Annotated in this window: 19 protein-coding genes; 13 read left to right on the forward strand and 6 right to left on the reverse strand. The window is 65.5% G+C overall.

All coding sequences use genetic code 11. The features are described from left to right. Entirely contained in the window at window positions 1-1,341 is a 1,341-nt protein-coding gene (locus JKP78_RS24445; RefSeq protein ID WP_186689910.1) for an HlyD family type I secretion periplasmic adaptor subunit, read from the reverse strand. 6 nt (window positions 1,342-1,347) lie between these two features. Continuing rightward, window positions 1,348-3,084, reverse strand: a complete 1,737-nt coding sequence (locus JKP78_RS24450) for a type I secretion system permease/ATPase (protein WP_186689912.1) — start codon at window positions 3,082-3,084, stop codon at window positions 1,348-1,350. 341 nt (window positions 3,085-3,425) lie between these two features. On the opposite strand from JKP78_RS24450, the gene JKP78_RS24455 reads away from it, so the two are divergent. Continuing rightward, on the forward strand, window positions 3,426-3,911 hold the full coding sequence (locus JKP78_RS24455) for an isochorismatase family cysteine hydrolase (RefSeq protein ID WP_170029444.1): 486 nt from the start codon (window positions 3,426-3,428) through the stop codon (window positions 3,909-3,911). A gap of 147 nt (window positions 3,912-4,058) precedes the next feature. Here the strand turns inward: JKP78_RS24455 and JKP78_RS24460 are convergent, their stop codons facing one another. Further along, the gene (locus JKP78_RS24460) at window positions 4,059-4,757 is read right to left on the reverse strand and encodes a pirin family protein (protein WP_063913719.1); all 699 of its coding nucleotides are present in this window, start codon (window positions 4,755-4,757) and stop codon (window positions 4,059-4,061) included. 175 nt (window positions 4,758-4,932) lie between these two features. On the opposite strand from JKP78_RS24460, the gene JKP78_RS24465 reads away from it, so the two are divergent. The 4 genes from JKP78_RS24465 to JKP78_RS24480 all read left to right on the forward strand — a co-directional run bounded on the left by JKP78_RS24465 (window position 4,933) and on the right by JKP78_RS24480 (window position 10,914). After that, the gene (locus JKP78_RS24465) at window positions 4,933-7,449 is read left to right on the forward strand and encodes a UvrD-helicase domain-containing protein (RefSeq protein ID WP_186689914.1); all 2,517 of its coding nucleotides are present in this window, start codon (window positions 4,933-4,935) and stop codon (window positions 7,447-7,449) included. Between the two features lie 184 nt (window positions 7,450-7,633). After that, on the forward strand, window positions 7,634-8,560 hold the full coding sequence (locus tag JKP78_RS24470; protein ID WP_200627961.1) for an alpha/beta fold hydrolase: 927 nt from the start codon (window positions 7,634-7,636) through the stop codon (window positions 8,558-8,560). Window positions 8,561-8,642: 82 nt separating this feature from the next. Further along, the gene (locus JKP78_RS24475) at window positions 8,643-9,053 is read left to right on the forward strand and encodes a VOC family protein (protein WP_170029447.1); all 411 of its coding nucleotides are present in this window, start codon (window positions 8,643-8,645) and stop codon (window positions 9,051-9,053) included. A gap of 181 nt (window positions 9,054-9,234) precedes the next feature. Further along, a complete protein-coding gene (locus tag JKP78_RS24480) occupies window positions 9,235-10,914 on the forward strand; it encodes an MFS transporter (protein ID WP_186689917.1) in 1,680 nt (559 codons plus the stop codon). 129 nt (window positions 10,915-11,043) lie between these two features. On the opposite strand, the gene JKP78_RS24485 is transcribed toward JKP78_RS24480, so the two are convergent. Continuing rightward, window positions 11,044-11,613 carry a hypothetical protein gene (locus JKP78_RS24485; protein ID WP_200627963.1) on the reverse strand — a complete coding sequence of 190 codons (570 nt, stop codon included), beginning with the start codon at window positions 11,611-11,613 and terminating at the stop codon, window positions 11,044-11,046. Window positions 11,614-11,728: 115 nt separating this feature from the next. On the opposite strand from JKP78_RS24485, the gene JKP78_RS24490 reads away from it, so the two are divergent. From JKP78_RS24490 to JKP78_RS24520, 7 genes are read left to right on the forward strand one after another with little or no spacing between them, the layout of a single operon-like run. Further along, window positions 11,729-12,406, forward strand: coding sequence for a thermostable hemolysin (locus JKP78_RS24490; protein WP_186689921.1), 678 nt, complete (start codon window positions 11,729-11,731; stop codon window positions 12,404-12,406). Continuing rightward, window positions 12,396-13,856: an AMP-binding protein gene (locus tag JKP78_RS24495; protein ID WP_186689923.1), complete on the forward strand. Its 1,461-nt coding sequence runs from the start codon at window positions 12,396-12,398 to the stop codon at window positions 13,854-13,856. Before JKP78_RS24490 ends, JKP78_RS24495 begins: the two co-directional genes overlap by 11 nt. 16 nt (window positions 13,857-13,872) lie before the next feature. After that, entirely contained in the window at window positions 13,873-14,553 is a 681-nt protein-coding gene (locus JKP78_RS24500; protein ID WP_200627965.1) for a TenA family transcriptional regulator, read from the forward strand. Then, a complete protein-coding gene (locus JKP78_RS24505; RefSeq protein ID WP_170029453.1) occupies window positions 14,540-15,346 on the forward strand; it encodes an SDR family oxidoreductase in 807 nt (268 codons plus the stop codon). Before JKP78_RS24500 ends, JKP78_RS24505 begins: the two co-directional genes overlap by 14 nt. Then, the gene (locus tag JKP78_RS24510; RefSeq protein ID WP_170029454.1) at window positions 15,343-15,984 is read left to right on the forward strand and encodes a tetratricopeptide repeat protein; all 642 of its coding nucleotides are present in this window, start codon (window positions 15,343-15,345) and stop codon (window positions 15,982-15,984) included. Before JKP78_RS24505 ends, JKP78_RS24510 begins: the two co-directional genes overlap by 4 nt. A 2-nt stretch (window positions 15,985-15,986) precedes the next feature. Next, entirely contained in the window at window positions 15,987-16,649 is a 663-nt protein-coding gene (locus JKP78_RS24515) for a response regulator (protein ID WP_170029455.1), read from the forward strand. After that, window positions 16,646-18,016, forward strand: a complete 1,371-nt coding sequence (locus JKP78_RS24520) for a sensor histidine kinase (protein ID WP_186689927.1) — start codon at window positions 16,646-16,648, stop codon at window positions 18,014-18,016. Before JKP78_RS24515 ends, JKP78_RS24520 begins: the two co-directional genes overlap by 4 nt. 3 nt (window positions 18,017-18,019) lie before the next feature. On the opposite strand, the gene JKP78_RS24525 is transcribed toward JKP78_RS24520, so the two are convergent. After that, window positions 18,020-18,406: a VOC family protein gene (locus JKP78_RS24525; RefSeq protein WP_186689929.1), complete on the reverse strand. Its 387-nt coding sequence runs from the start codon at window positions 18,404-18,406 to the stop codon at window positions 18,020-18,022. Between the two features lie 193 nt (window positions 18,407-18,599). Here JKP78_RS24525 and JKP78_RS24530 point away from each other — a divergent pair, with 193 nt between their 5' ends. Continuing rightward, window positions 18,600-19,505: a LysR family transcriptional regulator gene (locus tag JKP78_RS24530; protein ID WP_186689931.1), complete on the forward strand. Its 906-nt coding sequence runs from the start codon at window positions 18,600-18,602 to the stop codon at window positions 19,503-19,505. 48 nt (window positions 19,506-19,553) lie between these two features. On the opposite strand, the gene JKP78_RS24535 is transcribed toward JKP78_RS24530, so the two are convergent. After that, window positions 19,554-20,027, reverse strand: coding sequence for a YMGG-like glycine zipper-containing protein (locus JKP78_RS24535; protein WP_186689933.1), 474 nt, complete (start codon window positions 20,025-20,027; stop codon window positions 19,554-19,556). Window positions 20,028-20,078: the final 51 nt, after the last annotated feature.

Consider the following 20,078-nt stretch of genomic DNA (forward strand, 5'->3'; position numbering starts at 1 on the left):
TCATTGCTCCTTGAATGCAGCATCCACGCGTTCGAGCATCGGTTTGAGCAGGTAGCTGAGCAGGTTGCGTTCACCGGTCTTGATGGTGACGGTGGCCGGCATGCCGGGGCGGATGTGGTTGCTGCCGAGCAGGCCCATGCCGGCCGGGGTCACTTCCACCTGGGCCAGGTAGAACGGCTGCTTGCTTTCCTCGTCGATCAGGCGGTCGGCGGACACTGTCTTGACCCGCCCCGGGATATTCGGCGTGCGTGCATGGTTGAAGGCCGGGAAGGCAATGTCCACGTCCAGTCCAGGGACCATCTTGTCGATGGCCTGCACCGGGATCATCGCGTCGACCTGCAACGGTTGGTCGAGCGGTACCACCTCCATGATCTTCGCCCCAGGCTGGATAATGCCGCCGACCGTGGCGATGCTCAGGGCCTGGACCATGCCGTCGATCGGCGAGCGGATCACCGTGTGGGTCACCTCATAGTCCAGCGCGCGCAGGCGGTCGGCCAGGGTAGTGTTCTCCTTGGCGGTGTCGGTCAGTTGCGACTCCACTTCCTTCAGGTAGTCGTGCTGGCGCTGGAGGATACGCAGCTTGATCTCGGTGGCCTGGCTGCGGGCCCGGGCGATATTGTTGAGGTTCTCGGCCTGGCCGGCGGACAGGTCGGCGTTGTTGCGTTCCAGCTCCAGCAGGCGGTTGCGCGGCACATAACCTTCGGCCGCCAGCACGCGGGTGCCCTGCAGTTCCTGGTTGAGGAAGCCGATCTGCGAGGCGCGGGCCCCATACACCTGCTGCAGGCCCTTGAGCTGCACCGCCGTGGCGGCCAGGTTTTCCTTGAGGATGCTCAGCTCGCCGGCCAGGCCGGCGCGGCGGGTTTCCAGCAGGCGTTGTTGCAGGTCCATGGCCGCCAGCAGGCGCGGGTCGTTAGCGTAGCGCTTGAGCAGGGCGGGGTCGAAGGTAACGCTGTCACGGCCGTCGCGCTCGGCTTCCAGGCGGTTTTCCACAGTCTTGCCGACGATGTACTGGGCACTGACCGCGCCCTGTTCGGCCACTGCCCGTAGCGCGTCGAGGCGTACCACCTCCTGGTCTTTCTTCACCACATCGCCTTCGCGCACCAGGATCGCCTCGACCGTGCCGCCAGTCAGGTGCTGCACCGCCTTGCGGTTGCTGGTGACCTTGACCGTACCGGTGGCGACCACCCCGGCGTCCAGCGGCGCCAGGCCCGACCACAGCAGGAAGCCGCCAAAGCCGGCGATGACCAGCCACAGCCCCCAGCGTGCCGGTCGGCCGGCGTCCAGGTCGATCAGGTGCTGGGTTTCGGCGGGAATCAACTCGGTGTGGTGGGGCATCGGCATGAGCGGTCACTCCCGTGCTTTCACCGAAGCCAGCGGCGCCGTGCTCGCCGCCGGGATCACGCTGGCCTTGCGCAGCGCCGTGAACACTTCGTCGCGGCTGCCGAGCATTTGCACGACGCCGTCGCGCAGCATCAGCACCTTGTCGACCGCGCACAGCACGTTGGGCCGGTGGGAAATGAGGATCACGGTTGCCCCGCGTGCCTTGAGTTCGGCCAGCGCATCGACCAGAGCCTTTTCGCCAACGTCGTCGAGGTTGGCGTTGGGCTCGTCAAGCACCACCAGGTTGGGCTCGCCATAGAGCGCACGGGCCAAGGCAATGCGTTGTTTCTGGCCACCGGACAGCGGCGAGCCATCGGCTGCCAGGCGGGTGTCATAGCCCTGCGGGAAGCGCAGGATCATGTCGTGCACGCCGCTGCTGCGGGCCGCACGGATCACCGCTTCGCTGTCCACTTCGGCAAAGCGGGCAATGTTCTCGGCGATGGTGCCCTCCAGCAGCTCGACGTCCTGTGGCAGATAGCCAAGCCAGGGCCCCAGTTCGGCCTTGTTCCAGTTGAAGATGTCCGCGCCGTCCAGGCGTACCTTGCCGACCTGAGCCGGCCATACGCCGACCAGCAGGCGGGCGAGGGTGGACTTGCCCGAGGCCGATGGGCCGATGATCCCCAGGCTTTCGCCCGGAGTCAGGCTGAAGCTCACCCCACGCACGATGGGCGTGTTGCTGCCGGGTGCGCTGGCGATCACGTTTTCCACGGCCAGCATGCCCAATGGGCGTTGCAGCGGCATGCCCGCTGGCCGCTGCGGGTAGTCCTGCAGCAGCTCGTTCAACCGGCCCCAGGCCGAACGGCAACCCAGCAACTGCTTCCACGAGGCAATCACCTGTTCTACCGGGGCCAGGGCGCGGCCGGCCAGGATCGAGCAGGCGATCATCATGCCCGGGGTGATCTTGCCTTCGATCGCCAGCAGGGCGCCGGTACCGAGGATGACTGACTGCAAGGTAATGCGCACGAAACGCCCGGTGCTGCTGATCAGCGCGGCACGGTCGGACGCCAGCGTCTGCATCTGCAGGATGCGCAGGTGGCCTTGGTACCAGCGCTTGCCGATCGCCGGCAGCATGCCCATGGCCTCGATCACTTCGGCATTGCGCAGGTTGTTGTTGGCATAGCTGGCTGACGACAGGGCGGCCTGGTTGGCTTCGGCCAAGGGTTTTTGCGTGGCTTTTTCGGTGAGGTAGGCCAGGGCCACCAGGATCAGCGAGCCGATCAGCGTGACCAGCCCCAGCAGCGGATGGATCAGGTAGCTGACCAGCAGGTAGATCGGTGTCCAGGGGGCATCGAAGAAGGCGAACAGGCCGCTACCGGTAACGAACTGCCGCACCTGTGCCAGGTCATGCAGGGCCTGGGCCGGGTTGCCGCCGGCACGGCTCAGGTTGCGCTCGAAGGCGGCGCTGAAGATGCGCCGGTTGAGGTCCATGTCCAGGTAGTTGCCGACCCGGATCAGTACCCGGGTGCGAATCGTCTCCAGTGCCGACATCATCAAGTACAGGCCGATGACCAGCAAGGTGAGCATGCCCAGGGTGGTGAGGTTGCGGCTGACCAGCGCACGGTCGTACACCTGCAGCATGTAGATGGCTGGCGTCAACATCATGGCGTTGATCACGCCGCTGAAGGCACCCAGGGCGAGAAAGCTGCGGCGCAGGCTGAACAACACTTCGGCCAGTTCGGAACGGGTGCGTGGCGGCTTGTGCATCAGTGGCCCCCTTTCTCACAAAACGGGGGTTGCCGTTGCGGCGCCCCGTACAGCGGTAGTCGTGGCTTCTGGTCGGCTCGCAGGCGGGGCGCTTGAAGGGCGAATGGGTCAACGCGCCGCGTTGCTTTCATATGTTGGAGCGTAGGTTGCAGCGAAACGACCGATAATATCGATTTGCTCTAGCGATACTTTGAACCTTTTATAAGTACCGGGAAAACATCTGCTTGCAACGCATTCTCATTATTTTGCAAGGCTTTTTGACGAGATATTGACAGGGCATGCGATGACTTTGACCTGATCACGTTATACTCCGCGCCTTTTGCCAGTGCCGGAAGCCGCCCATGCGCCAGGTTTTGCTCATCGTCGATGTCCAGTCCACCTTCAGCCCGCCAGAGTGGCTGGTCGATGGCCTGCGCCGGTTATCAGCAAACATTCCCACCATTGCCTCGGTCGAACTGCACGACGAACAGGTCACGCCTTTCGAACGCCAGCTTGGCTGGCACCCGGCTGCCGAGGACGAAAACCTGGTCGAGGCCGACCGAGTTTTTGTCAAGCATGGCTATGGGCAGAGCACCGAGGCTATCGCGTACATCCGTGAGCTGGGCGTGGAGCGGGTGCTGGTGTGTGGGCTACAGACCGAGACCTGTGTACTGGCGGCTGGCTTTGCCCTGTTCGATGCCGGGTTGATGCCCACCTTGGTCACCGACATGACAGTCGGCTCCTCGCTGGATCGATCGGGCAAGCTGGGCATCGACCTGTGGAAGCATCACTTCCGCCAGGTCACCACCTCCGTCGAGGTGCTCGGCGAACTGGCCGAGCCAGGCTAGTACAGGATCATCGCTGGCCTGCGCGGGGTACAACATCAACTGTAGGAGCGGATTTATCCGCGAAGCAGGCGACACGGTGGATGACACCGGCCGAAACCGCTCCCCAGGCCGAGGAGCGGTCGCGTCAACCGGTCAGCGGTGGGCGCTTCAGGCCACGTCGACCAGTACGATCTCGCTGTCCTCGATGGCGGTCACCCGCAACACCTCCTCCTGCTCGATCGCCACGCCATCGCGCGCCTTGGCCCGCAGCCCATTGACCTCCACCAGCCCCTTGGCCGGCACCAGGTAGCCGCGACGTGCAGCATCGAAGCGGTACTCGGCGGTTTCACCTGCGCGCAGGGTGGCAGCCACCAGGCGGGCATCGGTACGGATCTGCAGGCTGTCCTCGTCACCTGCACGGCCGCTGGCCAGGGTAACGAAGCCTTCGCCTCGTTCACCTTTGGGGAACGGCCGGGTGCCCCACTGCGGTGCTTCACCGGTGCGCTCCGGCACTATCCAGATCTGGAAAATGCGCGTATCGACGTCTTCCAGGTTGTACTCGCTGTGCACGATGCCGGTACCGGCGCTCATCACCTGCACGTCACCGGCTTCGGTACGGCCCTTGTTACCCAGGCTGTCCTGGTGGCTGATCGCGCCTTCACGCACATAGGTGATGATTTCCATGTCGCGGTGCGGGTGCGGTGGGAAGCCGCTGCCGGCAGCGATCAGGTCGTCGTTCCAGACCCGCAGGTTGCCCCAGTGCATGCGCGCCGGGTCGTAGTACTCGGCGAAGGAAAAATGATGGTGGGCATCCAGCCAGCCGTGGTTGGCGTGGCCGAGGCTTTCGAAGGGTCGCAGTTGCAGCATGGTCGTGCTCCTTGAATCAGTGGAATGGGGCCATGATGCGCCAAATAAAGATCGAAAATAAGCGTAAATATCGACTTAAAACAATCAATAAAATAGATTATTAAATGTGCAGCATTCCATTCGCTTCATCGCCTAATCCACTGATCTGCAAGCATTCGCTGGCGATTTTCTGCCGATGCGGCGAACATGCTCGCTGATTTTGCTTTTCACCGGAGTGACCGTGGCCCCCGAGCAAACCCAGGCCCCAGCCGACCTTACCCCACCTGCCCAGTTACCCTGGTTTCGCCGCCTGGCGGCGCGCCTGCTGGGGCGCGGCCTGACCCGCCTGCGTGCCCAGCACCGCGACTCGTGGTTCCTCGGCCATGTCAGCGGCCAGCGCAGTGGCCATGCCGAGGGCATGCGCGAGGGCTTCGAGCGCGGCCGGGTAGAGGGCTACGAGGCCGGGCGCCAGGTACTGGTGATCCGCGATACCCGCCCCGACGTTGGCGCCGTACCGGGGCAGGACGGCAACCTGTTCGAGGACTGGCGCCTGCCATTGACTGCCGAGTTGAAAAAACGCTTCAAGGCCGATGTCGCCCAGCGCCTGCCTGCCGAGGCCCAGCCCAGTGCCGCGCAGTGGAAGCTGATCTTCAGCGATACGCCCTCCACCTGCGTGGTTGCCGGGGCCGGGGCAGGCAAGTCGACCTCGCTGGTCTTGCGCATCCTGTTGTTGCGCCATTACCTGGGCTACGAGCTGGATGCGATGACCGTGGTCACCTTCACCCGCGAGTCGCGCAAGGACTTCATCAAGCGCCTGATGCAGGTGTTCGCCCTGTGGCAGAGCGACTTGCAGGCGGCACAAGCCCGCGAGCTGGTGCGCACCTTCCATTCGCGCATCCTGCCGCTGGTGCGCAGCCTGCCGGGCTTTGCCCAGGTACGAGCGTTCGAAACGCTGGGCAACGAGATGCCCGCCGGGCGTGAAGCCGACGCCGAGAGCAACCCGTTCGACCTGCGCCTGAACGACGCCCAGCGCCAGCAACTGAACCAGTGCTACAGCGTCTTGTTGGGGACCAGCGCGCGTTTCGCCGAACTGGTTGGCCTGTTGCGCAGCGAAGCCCTGCAACTGAAGCCGCTGGACCCCAACAACCCCGAAGTGCAGAAACGCGCACAGGTGACCCAGCTGGCCGCCCAGCGTGACGAAGAACTGTGTGACGTGATCGAGGACCTGTGGTTCGCCGCCGGCGCCTGGCCGATCAAAGGTATCGAGCCCTGTCGCGAGACGGTCGAGATCCGCGGCAGCCGCTTCCATGTACATGGTCGCCTGGGCGCCGACGGGCCACTGGTCGTGCTGGGCTTCGACCCGGCAGAAAGCGCCCAGTACCAGCGCCCCGGCGCCAAGCTGGCGGTGCGCGCCGAGTGGGCGGTCAAACGTACCCTGTTGCAGGCATTCTGCGACAAGCCGCTGATCTGGCTCGACAACTATGCCATGGCCCGGCGCCTGGCCGCTTCGCTGGCCGGTGATGCGGTGGCCGGCCCCGGCTTCGAATACAAGGTCAAGGGTGAGCTGGCCCCGGCGCCGCTGCTGGACGCCTTTGTCGGCGCCGCCAACTTCATCGAGAACCTCGGCCTGGAGGTCAACCCTGCCGTGGCGGCGATGAGCTTCCCGCCAGGCGACAGCGACGCCTTGTTCTTCGAGGCCCTGGCCCTGTACTGGAAGGCCCTCGAGGCGCACCTGCTGGAGCAGTCGCCACCGGTCATGAGCTACAACCGCATGTTCGCCCTGTTCGGCGAGAACAACCCGGAGAACCTGCGGTTGCTGCCTGACCCATTGCTGCGCCCGCTGGCGCACCTGATGATCGACGAGTTCCAGGACGTGTCGCCACAGATCGTCAGCTGGCTGCGCGCCAGCCTTGCGGAGATCCGCCGGCGCGGCCCGGCCATGCACACTGGGCGCAATGCCCGGTATTCATCGCTGCTGTGCGTGGGCGACGACTGGCAGTCGATCTACGGATGGCGCGGCAGCTCGCCCAAATACTTCATGGAATTCACCAAGGCGTTCCCGTCGCCAGCCAACACACGGGTGATGCTGGTCGACAACTACCGCTGCCAGCAACAGGTGATCGATGCGGCCGAGCACCTGGTCAAGGGCACCCCGGCGATCGCTGGCAAGAAAGCCAGGGCCAGTGGCCCGGCGGCGCAGTTGCCGGGCTCGCCGGTCAAGGTGTTCGACCGTGACGAGGCCGCCTTGGGGCAAACCTTGATCGAGCACTACCAGCGTGGCGAGACGGTCATGATGTTGTACCGCAAGGGCAGCGACAGGGCGCTGATGAACGAGCACCTGCACAGCGTGCTGCAGGTCGAGGCGGCGCTGCCGGCCGAGCAACGCCGGCTGCGCCAGCTGACCTACCACAGCGCCAAGGGCTTGCAGGCCGACGCCGTGTTCATGCTGGGCGACTGTCAGTACCTGACCAGCTCGCCCTACAAGAACCAGGTGTATCGCCAGGCCGGGCTGGGCAAGCCCGGCGATGCGCAACCGTTCGATACCGCGCAGCAGGAAGAGGTGCAGCGCCTGGCCTACGTGGCGGTGACCCGTGCGGTGCAGCATTGTTACTGGCATGTCGAAGCGGCCAACGGTGAAGCCGCAGCGCTGCCGCGGGCATCCAGCCAGGTGGACGGCAGGCAGGCGTACTTCGAGGACCTGCGCGGGCAGTGAGTCGGTGACGGTTAAGTCACGGTCGGTGACGGGCCAGTGGTGGGCATGACGATGCGCCAAGGTGACACGTCGGAGCCCTGCGTGGCCCGACGCAAGGGTTGCCGCTGGCGACAGGACTCGAAGGGGCCAGCGGCATATTCGGCCTGGTGTGGTCGTGCCAGGCTTCAAGTCAGGAAGCGTACCCATGCGTTCTTCATCGACACCCAAGGATCACCTGCTGGACCTCAACGGCATTGAAATTGCCGTACGTTGCTGGGGGCCTGAAGACGGCATCCCGGTGCTGGCCCTGCATGGCTGGCTGGACAACGCCGCCTCGTTCGAGCGCCTGGCACCGATGCTCGATGGTTGCTTCGTGGTGGCCCCCGACCTGGTCGGCCACGGCCGCTCCGATCATCGCCGCCACGACAGTGGTTATTACCTGTGGGAGCATGCCGAGGACATGCTGGCGGTGACCGAAAGCCTGGGCCTTGGGCAGTTTCATGTGCTGGCCCATGGCATGGGCAGCGGCGTGGCATCGCTGCTGGCAGCCATGACCAGCGGCATCGCCAGCATGACCTTCCTCGACGGCATGGGCGCACCGTTCACGGTGGCCGAGGATGACCGCGTCGAGCACCTGGCCCGCGCCTACCGGCTCAAGCGCATGGTCCAGCGTAGCCAGCTGCAGGGCTTCGCCGAGCCCGACCTGTGCCGTTTCGAAGATTTGGACACCGCGCTGGAGCAACGTCGCGAACGCCTGGACACCGAACTGTCGGAAGCGGCGGCGCGGCTGCTGGCGCTGCGCGACCTGCTGCAGTTGGGCGATGGTTATTGCTGGCGCCACGACCCGCGCCTGGTGCTGCCCGAACCCATGCCGCTGACCGAGCGCGAAGCCTGCGAGCTGCTCAGCCAGATCCGCTGCCCGTTGTACCTGCTGTTCGGCCGTCAGGGGGCATTCACCGGTGAGGCCTTCAGCCGGCGCCAGGCGGCCTTGCCCAGCCAGGCAAAGGTGTCGTGGCACCCGGGCGGGCACCACTTCCACCTGGATGCACCAGACCGGGCCCTGGTCGACCAACTGCTGCGTATCCTGGCCCGCCATGAAGGCGGCGTACTGCAACGCCTGGTGAACGAATAGCGGGATATGGTGGTGGCATGCGCCCGTGGGCTATTGTGGTGGGGTTACCCCCCTGGAAACCGACCGCCACAAGGAGCCCGGCATGCGCCCATTCGCCATCAAGCACATCGACCATCTGGTACTGCGGGTCAGCGACCTGCCGCGTAGCATTGCCTTCTACACCGAGCTGCTCGGCTGCACGGTCAGCCGTGTGCGCGAAGACCTGGGCATGGTCCACCTGGCCACCGGCACGGCGATGATCGACCTGGTCACCCTCGACGGCCCGCTGGGCCAGCCTGGCGGTGCGGCACCGGGGGCCGAGGGGCGCAACCTGCACCATTTCTGCCTGCGCATCGAGCCGTTCGACGAACCGGCACTGAGGGCGTACCTGCAAGCCGCGGGGGTGCAGGTGGCGCCGGCCGAAAAACGCTACGGCGCCGAAGGCGAAGGGCCGTCGTTGTACTGCTACGACCCGGATGGCAACCAGGTAGAGCTGAAAGGGCCCGTGCTGTAGCAGCGGCCCACAGTGGATATCCCGTCAAAGCCTATTATGCTTCAGTAACCTTGCTGCGATCCGAGGCGGCCTGCCTCGTCGTGCTTCGCATAACCAAAGCAAGCCCCCAGGGCCTGGGTGCGACGGTGAAACAGCGGATGAGGTGCTCCCGGCCTGCATAACGACAAGACGGAGGCACCCCATGGCGGTTCTCGACAGCACATCCACGGGCAGTAGTGCGCCCCAACGCGGCATCACGCGGGAGGAGCGCAAGGTCATCTTCGCCTCGTCCCTGGGCACGGTGTTCGAATGGTACGACTTCTACCTGTACGGCTCACTGGCGGCGATCATTGCCAAGCATTTCTTCGCCGGCGTCAATGAAACCACCTCGTTCATCTTTGCCCTGTTGGCCTTTGCCGCGGGCTTTGCCGTGCGCCCGTTCGGCGCCATCGTGTTCGGCCGCCTGGGCGACCTGATCGGGCGCAAGTACACCTTCCTCATCACCATCGTGATCATGGGCCTGTCCACCGCGGTGGTCGGCCTGCTACCCGGCTACGCGACCATCGGCGTCGCGGCACCGATCATCCTGATCACCCTGCGCCTGCTGCAGGGGCTGGCGCTTGGCGGCGAGTACGGCGGCGCGGCCACCTATGTGGCCGAGCACGCGCCCAAGGGCCGACGCGGCTTCTTCACCGCCTGGATCCAGACCACTGCCACCCTGGGGCTGTTCCTGTCGCTGCTGGTGATCATGGCCTGTCGTACCGCCATGGGCACCGAGGCGTTCGAGGCCTGGGGCTGGCGCGTGCCGTTCCTGCTGTCGATCCTGCTGTTGGCCATTTCGGTGTACATCCGCATGCAGCTCAACGAGTCGCCGGTGTTCATGAAGATGAAGGCCGAGGGCAAGGCGTCCAAGGCCCCGCTGACCGAATCGTTCGCCCGCTGGGACAACCTGCGGGTGGTGATCATGGCGCTGCTGGGCGGCACTGCCGGACAGGCGGTGGTGTGGTACACCGGGCAGTTCTATGCGTTGTTCTTCCTGTTGCAGATGCTCAAGATAGAGCCACAGACCGCCAACCTGCTGATTGCCGGCTCGCTGCTCATCGGCACGCCATTCTTCATCTTCTTCGGTAGCCTGTCCGACCGCATTGGCCGCAAGAAGATCATCATGGCCGGGTGCATCATCGCCGCGCTGACCTACTTCCCGATCTTCAAGGCCCTGACCCAGTACGGCAACCCGGACGTGTTTGTCGCTCAGGAGCAGAACCCGGTGGTAGTGGTGGCCGACCCTGGGCAGTGCGCGTTCCAGTTCGACCCGGTGGGCAAGGCCAGATTCACCAGCTCGTGCGATATTGCCAAGAGCCTGCTGGCCAAGCGGGCCATCCCCTATACCAACGAAGCGGCCGAGCCTGGCAGCGTGGCGCAGATCCGCATCGGTCAACGGGTACTGCCAAGCTTTGACGGCAGCCGCCTGGCAGCGGCCGACTTCAAGGCGCAGAGCGAGGCCTTTACCGCCACCCTGAGCGGCGCATTGAAGGAAGCGGGCTATCCGGAGAAGGCCGACCCGGCGAAGATCCATTACCCGATGGTGCTGTTGCTGCTGACCCTGCTGGTGATCTACGTGACCATGGTCTACGGGCCGATCGCGGCCTGGCTGGTAGAGCTGTTCCCGGCGCGTATCCGCTACACCTCGATGTCCCTGCCTTACCACATCGGCAACGGCTGGTTCGGCGGTTTCCTGCCGACCGTGGCGTTCGCCATGGTGGCGGCGACCGGTGATATCTACTATGGCTTGTGGTACCCGATCGTGATCGCGTTGATGACGGCGGTGCTGGGCATCTTGTTCCTGCCGGAGACCAAGGACCGGGATATCCATCACGCCTGAAGGTTGAGGCTACCCGTAGCGGCCTCTTCGCGGGCTTGCCCGCTCCCACAGGGATACCACTGTGCCTGAGGGCAGTGAGTTACCTGTGGGGGCGGGCAAGCCCGCGAAGAGGCCGGCATAGCCAACCCATCAGTCGAAATAGCCACGCAACCCAAAGGCATACCCGGTATCCACCCCGGCAGCCTCGCCCCGGCTCCAGCGCTTCTTCAGCACGAACTCGAACGCCGGCTCATAGAGCCCGTCACGCACCAGCGCGCCCGCCAGCACCTCCACGTCATACCAGCCATTGTCCAGTTCGATGATCGGGCGCCCCGGCACCTGGTAACGTGCCAGCAGGTCGCCGAGTGTCTTCGCGGTGAAGTGTTGCAGGATGCGCCAGGTGTACAGCATCAGTACACCGTGTTCGACCCGCAGCACATAGCCGCTGCGGCGGTGCTTGAGGCGGCTGCCGGGTTCACGCAAGGCCGGGGTGTGGTGGCCCAGGGTGAACACAATGCGGTAGGGCAGGTTGTCGACCCCTGCCAGCGGCAGCACAATGCCTTCGCGTACCGCCTGGTCGCCGCTGTCGCCGTGGGTGAAGGCGTGGGCCAGGTCGTCGGGCAGGTCATGTTGCAGCTTGAAGCGCTCGAGCAGCTGGATATCGCCAAGCAGAAAATAGTCGACCAGGTCGTTGAGCACTTCGCTGAATTCGTGGCGCATCTTTCTATTGTTCCTTGTGAGTGCGCTTGCGGACCCTGGCAAATGTAGCACTTCAGATTGGCTTCAGATTCGCCGCCGATACTCCCCCTCGACACCTACTTGAAGGGGGACAGCTATGACCCAGGCAGACAGCCCCAGCCTGTTTCCGCTGGCGATCGGTAGCCACGGCGACCGGCTCGCCCATTTGAGCCTGAAACTCCCGGGTGAGCCAGGGCGCGACGAGCTGGAGCAGTTCATTCACGCCCGCTTTGCCTGCGCCCACCATGCCGATGTGCAGCATTACCTGCCCGAACTGCTCGGCCTGCACGACAGCCACGGGCGCTTGATGGCCGCCGTGGGTATCCGCCTGGCCAGCACCGGCCCGACCTTTATCGAGCGTTACCTGGATGAGCCGCTGGAGGTCGCCGTGACCCGGCTGGCGGCCAACCCGGTGAGCCGTGCGCAGTTGGTCGAAGTGGGGAACCTGGCGGCGCTCAGCGCCGGCAGCGCGCGGATCATGATCATCGCCGTGACCTGGTTGCTGGCCACCCGCGGCCTGCAATGGGTGGCCTTTACCGGCGCCGCGACCCTGGTCAACAGCTTTCATCGCCTGGGCCTGGTGCCTACGGCATTGGCCATGGCCGATCCTGGTCGGCTGAATGGCGACGCCGACAGCTGGGGCAGTTACTACGCGCAGCACCCGCAAGTGTTCGTCGGCAGCATCGGCTATGGTCATGCAGCCCTGGCCCGCGGCGGTGTGTACGAACGACTGGGGTTGCCCAGCAGCGTGCCGGAGGCTGGCCATGCCGCATGAATGCCAGCTGTTCAAGGAAGTGCTGCAACTGCATGCCCGCCACCGGGGGGCGCAACCGGCGCTGCTGGGGGCTGCCGAGCGCTTCACCTATGGCCAGTTGCTGGATGAGGTCGAACAACGCCAGGCCTGGCTGAGCGCGCAGCCGCCGGGCACTTTCGTCCTGGCCCTGGAAAACGGGCCACAAGCGCTGCTCTGGGACTTGGCTGCGCTGTTCGCGGCGCGCCCCATCGTCATCCTGCCGGCGTTCTTCAGCAGTGCCCAGCGCCGCCATTGCCTGGCGCAGAGTGGCGCGGTGCTGGCGCTGGCCGACGAGGCTTTCGCAGACGATCTGCACGCCTGCGGCTTCAGTGCCGGCGAGCGCTTCTGGAGCCGCCCGCCGAGCGCGGGCGTGGACTTGCCAGCGGGCACTGCAAAGATTACCTACACCTCCGGCAGTACCGGGGCACCCAAGGGGGTCTGCCTGAGTGCCGAGGCCATGCTGCGGGTTGCGCGCGAACTCGAGGCCGCCAGCCGACCGACAGCGCCGACCAGGTACCTGGCGGTGTTGCCGCTGGCGGTACTGCTGGAAAACCTCGGCCTGTATGCGGCCCTGCTGGCCGGGGCGAGCATTGTCCTGTACCCGCAGGCGCAGCTGGGTTTGCGTGGCGCCAGCCAGGTCGACTTCAAGCAACTGCTGGGTGCCATTGCCTTGAGCGGCGCCGAGAGCCTGATCATGGTGCCACAACTGCTGCTCGGCCTGGTCACGGCCATCGAGCGTGGCCTGCTGCGGGTAGGCCCGTTGCGCTTCGTGGCGGTAGGCGGGGCACGGGTGGCGCCGAGCCTGCTGGCCCGTGCCGAGGCGGTCGGGCTACCGGTATTCGAAGGCTACGGCTTGTCCGAATGTGCCTCGGTAGTGTGCCTCAACCGCCCCGGCGCCAGGCGCCCGGGCAGTGTCGGCCGGCCGCTGCCGCATGTGCAGGTACGCATTGCCGAGGATGGCGAGGTGCAGGTGGCCGGCTCGGCGTTGCTCGGCTACCTGGGTGAGCCAGCGTTCAACGCACCCTGGTTGTCGACCGGTGATCTCGGGCACTTCGACAACGACGGTTTCCTCTACCTGGCCGGGCGCAAGAAGCACCAGTACAGCACCAGCTTCGGGCGCAACGTCAACCCCGAGTGGGTCGAGGCAGAGCTGACCCAGGGCGGGGTGATTGCCCAGGCCTTCGTCTACGGCGAAGGCCTGGCGCACAACCTGGCGCTGCTCTGGCCGCTGGACCCGCACGCCGATGACCACATGCTCGAGCAAGCCGTGCGCCAGGCCAACGCCGGGCTGCCGGACTACGCCCGGGTGCATGCCTGGCGGCGCCTGCCCGAACCGCTGAGCGCCGCCGGGCAAACCCTGACCGCCAACGGCCGGCCACGCCGCGAACAGATCCTGCGGTGTTACCACAGCTTGTTAACCGACCTTCAATGACCCACGAGGTTTTGCCATGCTTTTTTTCGATAGGCTGCAACAGCAAACCGCCGACGAGCGTACGGCATTGTTCAATGTCCCGGTCATCCGCGACGCGCTGGCCGGCAAGGCCAGCCTCGAGGCCTATGTGGCGTTTCTGACCCAGGCCTACCACCATGTGCGGCATACCGTGCCGCTGATGATGGCCTGCGGAGCGCGTTTGCCGACGCGGCTGGAGTGGCTGCGCGGCGCAGTGTGCGAGTACATCGAGGAGGAGTACGGCCATGAGCGCTGGATTCTTGATGACATCGCCGCCTGTGGTGGCGACCCGCTGCAGGTGGTGAGTAGCCGTCCGGCATTGCCGATCGAACTGATGGTGGCGTTTCTCTACGATCAGATCGCCCGTGGCAACCCGGTCGGGCTGTTCGGCATGGTCAACGTCCTCGAAGGCACCAGCATTGCCCTCGCGACCCAGGCCGCCGGGACCCTGCAGGGAAGCCTCGGCTTGCCGGACCGGGCGTTCAGCTACCTCAGTTCTCACGGCGCGCTGGACCAGGACCATATGGCCACCTACCGTGGCCTGATGAACCGCCTGGAGGACCCTGAGGATCATCAGGCAGTGATCCACGCCGCCAAAGTGGTGTATCGCCTGTACACCGCCATGTTCGAAGGGCTGCCGCATGCTGCGCAGCAGGAGGCCCAGCATGCGCCTGCCTGATTGCGTGGCGGTGCTCACCGGTGCCAGCGGTGGTATCGGCCTGGAACTGGCAGACCAGTTGTGCAGCGCCGGTGCGCGGGTGCTGGCGGTCAGCCGGCAGAAGGGCAAGCTGGCCGAGCTGATGGCACGCTACCCGCAGCAGTTGTACTGGCAGCAAGCCGATCTGCGCAGTGCCGAAGGCCGTCGCGATGTGCTGGAGGCGGCCCGGGCGCTGGGCTACTGCAACCTGCTGATCAACGCTGCCGGAGTCAACCGCTTCGCCTTGCTCGAACAGCTGGACGAAGCCGCCCTGGACGAGCTGTTCGATCTCAACGTCAAGGCCGCCATCCAGCTGACCCGCCTGTTCCTGCCGCTGCTGCGCGAGCAGCCCAGTGCGCTGGTGGTGAACGTGGGGTCGATCTATGGCTCGATCGGTTACCCCGGCTATGCCACCTACTGCGCCAGCAAGTTCGCCTTGCGCGGTTTCTCCGAGGCGCTGCGCCGCGAGCTGGCCGACACCTCGGTCAACGTGCTGTATGCGGCACCGCGCACCACCCGCACGGCGATGAACAGCAGTGCCGCGCAGGCGCTCAACCAGGCCTTGAAGGTCGGCGTCGACGACCCGCAGGACGTTGCCCGCGCGGTGCTCGACGCGGTGCAGGCCGAGCGCAGCGAACTGTATCTGGGCTGGCCGGAAAAACTCTTCGTGCGCCTCAACGGCATGTTGCCGGGCGTGGTCGACCGCGCCCTGCGCAAGCAACTGCCGCTGATTCGCCGCTACAGCACCTGGCACAACAAGGAGTCGAGCAAATGAAACGTCTGTTACTGGCCAGCCTGCTGGCCATCGCCCCATTCACCTGGGCCCTTGACCAGAATGGTACCCAGCAGCTCGCTGCCATTCAGCAGCGCTGGGCGGTGATTCGCTATGAATTGCCCGAAGCCCAGCGTGCCGGGGCGTTCGAGGCCCTGGCGGTACAGTCGGCAGCGCTGGTGCGTCAGCACCCGGGCGCGGCCGAGCCACTGATCTGGGATGGCATCGTCAACAGCAGCTGGGCGGGTGCCACAGGCGGGCTGGGGGCCCTGGGCAAGGTCAAGGCCGCCCGCGCCAGCCTGGAACAGGCCCTGGCCGCGGACCCCAAGGCGTTGCAGGGCTCGGCCTACACCAGCCTGGGCGCGCTGTATGACCAGGTGCCGGGCTGGCCGCTGAGCTTCGGCGACCAGGCCAAGGCCGAGGGCCTGCTGCGCCAGGCACTGGCGATCAACCCCGACGGTATCGACAGCAATTACTTCTGGGCTGACCACCTGTACCGGCTCAAGCGCTATGATGAAGCCCGCGCGGCCCTGCAGAAGGCCCTGCAGGCACCGCCCCGGCCAGGCCGGGAACTGGCTGACCAGGGCCGGCGCGGTGAAATCGATGCTTTACTCAAAGCGATCAAGGACAAACAGGATTGAGCATGCGCCTGCTGCTGGTGGAAGATGACGTTGCATTGGGGGAGGGGATCTGTGACGGCCTGCGCCGCGAGGGCTATACCCTCGACTGGCTGCAGGATGGCGCCAGCGCCTTGCACGCGCTGTGTCACGAGGCGTTCGACCTGGCCATCCTCGACCTGGGTTTGCCACGCCTGGATGGCATCGAGCTGTTGCGGCGCCTGCGCGCCGCCGGCAACAGCCTGCCGGTGCTGGTGTTGACTGCGCGTGATGCCACCGACGACCGTATCGCCGGGTTGGACGCCGGCGCCGATGACTACCTGGTAAAGCCCTTCGACCTCAACGAACTCAAGGCCCGCTTGCGGGCCTTGCTGCGCCGCAGCAGCGGCCGCGCGCGGTTACTCATCGAGCACGCCGGGGTGTGCCTGGACCCGGCCACCCAACAGGTGCACTACCAGGGCCAGCAGGTGGTCCTCACGCCCAAGGAATACCTGCTGTTGCACGAGCTGCTGGCGCAGCCGGGCAAGGTATTCACCCGCGAGCGCCTTACCCAGTTGCTGTATGGCTGGGATGAAGAGCCCGAGAGCAACACCCTGGAAGTGAACATCTACCATTTGCGCAAGAAGCTCTTCAACGGGCTGATCCGTACCGTGCGCGGCATCGGTTACCTGGTGGAAGGCAAGGCATGACCTCGTTGCGCCAACGCACCCTGTGGCGGGTGATGCTGCTATTGCTGCTCGGCAGCGGCCTGCTGGCGTTGTACAACTACCACGACAGCCGCCACGAAATCGCCGAGGTGTACGACGCCCACCTGGCACAGAATGCCCGGCTGCTGCAGGGCATCATGAGCCTGCCGGTGCAGGAGCAGAGCCGTGGCGAGTTGTACCGCGCCTTCGACGAGGCGTTGAGCAAGGCCGGGCGGCACCGGGTCGGGCATCCCTACGAGAGCAAGCTGGCCTTCCAGGTATGGGCCGACGACGGCACCTTGCTGGTACATACGCCCAGTGCCCCGCAGCTGCAGCAACCGCCCCGGGCACCAGGGTTCGCCGATGTGGTAGCGGGTACGCAACGCTGGCGCAGCTTCGTCCTGCCGGTCCCGGAAAAGCGCTGGGTGATCTGGGTGGGCGAACGCAGCGACGTGCGTATCGACCTGGTCGAGCGCATCGTGCGGCATACGCTGCTGCCATTCCTGTTCGGCAGCCTGGCCCTGGCCTTGCTGGTGTGGGCGGCTATCGGCTGGGGGCTGCGGCCGCTGCAGAACATGGCCAGGGTCATCCGCGCCCGCCACGCCGACTCACTCGAACCGCTGCAACTGGTGCCACTGCCCAAGGAACTGGAACCGATGCAGGCCGCAATCAACCGCCTGCTCGGGCAGATCGGCGACCTGCTGAGCCGCGAGCATCGCTTTATTGCCGATGCCGCCCACGAGATGCGCACGCCGTTGGCGGTCCTGCGCCTGCATGCGCAGAACGCCCTCAATGCAGCCAGCAGTGCCGAGCGGGACAAGGCGCTGGGCTTCCTCATGGGCGGTGTCGACCGCCTTGCCCGGGTGGTCAACCAGCTGTTGACCCTGGCCCGCCTGGAGCCGCGACCCGGTCGGCGTGACTGGCCGCAGGTCGACCTGCAGGCGCTGGTTGCCGAGACCCTGGCCGACCTGACCCCGTGGATACTGGAACGTGGGCTCGAGCCGTCGCTGGATATCGCGGCTGGCGACTACCAGCTGCATACCGACGCCGGTGCGCTGGGCATCGCCTTGCAGAACCTGGTGACCAATGCCGTGGATCATTCCCCGCCGGGCGGGCGCATCACCGTGACCCTGCAACGTGAAGGGCAGGCGCTATTGGTCAGCGTCGACGACGAAGGGCCAGGCATCGCCGTGGCCGACCAACAGCGCGTGTTCGAGCGTTTCTACAGCAAGGGCTCGGCCAATGGCGCCGGCCTGGGGCTGTCGATCGTCAGTACCATCATGACGCGTCTGGGCGGCAGCGTGCAGTTGCGCAACCAGCTGCCGCACGGGCTGCGTGCGACCCTGCGGCTGCCGGTAGCGCCTGGCTAGCCGCTAGTGCTTCTGGGCAATCTGGATCAGGTTGCCGCAGGTGTCATCGAACACCGCCACGGTCACCGGCCCCACGGCGGTAGGTGGCTGGGTGAACTGCACACCCGCTGCACACAGCCGGGTGTACTCGGCCTGGATGTCGCGCACGCCGAACGAGGTGGCAGGGATACCGTCCTGCTTGAGCGCCGCCTTGTAGGCCTTGGCAGCCGGGTGCGCGTCGGGTTCCAGCAGCAGTTCGACGCCGTTGGGGTCGTTGGGGGAGGTAAGGGTCAGCCAGCGGTGCCGGCCCATGGGGATGTCGTGCTTGGGTTCGAAGCCGAGTACGTAGTGATAGAAGGCCAAGGCCTTGGCCTGGTCGTCGACAAGAATGCTGGTGACCACGATCTTCATAGACACACACCGTATGCTTGGGGCCGATGAATACCAGTAAAGACGGTTGAGGGTAATTGACCAGTGGCGCCCTTACCAAAAACCTGTTCAAGCCATAGGTAAATCCTTCACCTCCCGGCCCCCACGTGGCGGCTGCCGAGGGTAAAGTGGCAAGCATGATTCCAGCGCCCGGAGCGGCGCCAGCGAGGTGCCCGTGGCTGCCTATACCCTGCGACAACTCAAGTACTTCGTCACCACCGTGGAGGCCGGCAGTGTCGCCGAGGCTTCGCGCCAGCTGTACATTGCCCAGCCGTCCATCTCCACGGCGATCAAGAGCCTGGAGGAGAGCTTCGGCGTGCAGCTGTTCATCCGCCACCACGCCCAGGGCGTGTCGCTGACGCCCAGTGGCAAACGCTTTTACGCCAAGACCAAGTCGCTGCTGCAGATGGCCCACGAGTTCGAGCAGAACGCCCTGGCCGATAACGACACCGTGGCCGGGCAGATTGACATCGGCTGTTTCGAAACCGTGGCCCCGCTGTACCTGCCGCGGCTGATTGCCGGCTTTCGCCAACGCTACCCGGGGGTGGACATCCGCTTGCGCGATGGCGAACAGCAGGACCTGATCCAGGGCCTGACTGCCGGCACCTTCGACCTGGCATTTCTCTACGATCACGACCTGGACGGCACCATCGAAGCCGAACCGCTGATGCCAGCGCAGAAGCCCTATGTGTTGCTGCCCGAGCAGCACCGCTTTGCCGGCCAGGCCCAGGTGTCGCTGCGCGACCTGTGCCCCGAGCCGATGATCCTGCTGGACGTGGCCCCGAGCCGCACCTACTTCGTCAGCCTGTTCAACGAAATGGGCCTGACGCCGAACATCGTCTTCAGCTCGCCATCGATCGAGATGGTGCGCGGCATGGTTGGGCAGGGCTTCGGTTTTTCCTTGCTGGTGACGCGCCCGCATTCGCCGTACACCTACGACGGCCAGCGCCTGGTGATGGTGGATATTGCCGAGCCGGTCGCGTTGTCCGGGCTGGCGGCGGCATGGTTGAAACGGGTGCACCTGACCAAGCCGGCTCAGTTGTTCGTCGAATTCTGCCGGGAACAGCTGGCGACATTCTGACCCGGGCGCGCCATGCCGGCTATTGCCGGGGCAGGGCGTGCCGGCTGCTCAGGGGTTGACCTGATAGCCGCGCCCCTGCAGGCAACCGGCGTAGGCACTGGCATGGGCCTGCGCCTGCGCTTCGTCCTGGCCACGGCGGTCCTGGCGGCGCTCCTGGCGCTGGCGCATGCCGCCGACGGCGGCACCGGCGGCAGCCACCTCGCCGGCACGGTTCTGCCGGTACGCCTGCTTGGCATCGTCACTGGCCCGGTCATACAGCGCGTCATGCTGGTTACCGCGCACCTGTGCGCCCGCCGCACCGGCAACCGCGCCGGCGGCGGCACCACGCACGCGGCCACCGACATGCGGGTCGTTGGACGTCGCGGCGCTGTTCGCGGCATTGGTCGCCACGGTATTGCAGTCGTTGATATCCAGTTGCATCTGCTGGCTGCTCTGGCCCTTGAGCGGCACCACCGACTGCGCCAGGGCGGCCGGGGCCGCGCACAGCAGCACCACCAGGTAACTCCACGTCGACCTACGCATGCTACACCTCCAGCGGGCGGGATCCCGACTCTCAGAATAGTTCGCCCTGGC

The organism is Pseudomonas sp. LAM2023 (genome assembly GCF_016620375.1).
Classification (GTDB): Bacteria; Pseudomonadota; Gammaproteobacteria; order Pseudomonadales; family Pseudomonadaceae; genus Aquipseudomonas; species Aquipseudomonas anuradhapurensis.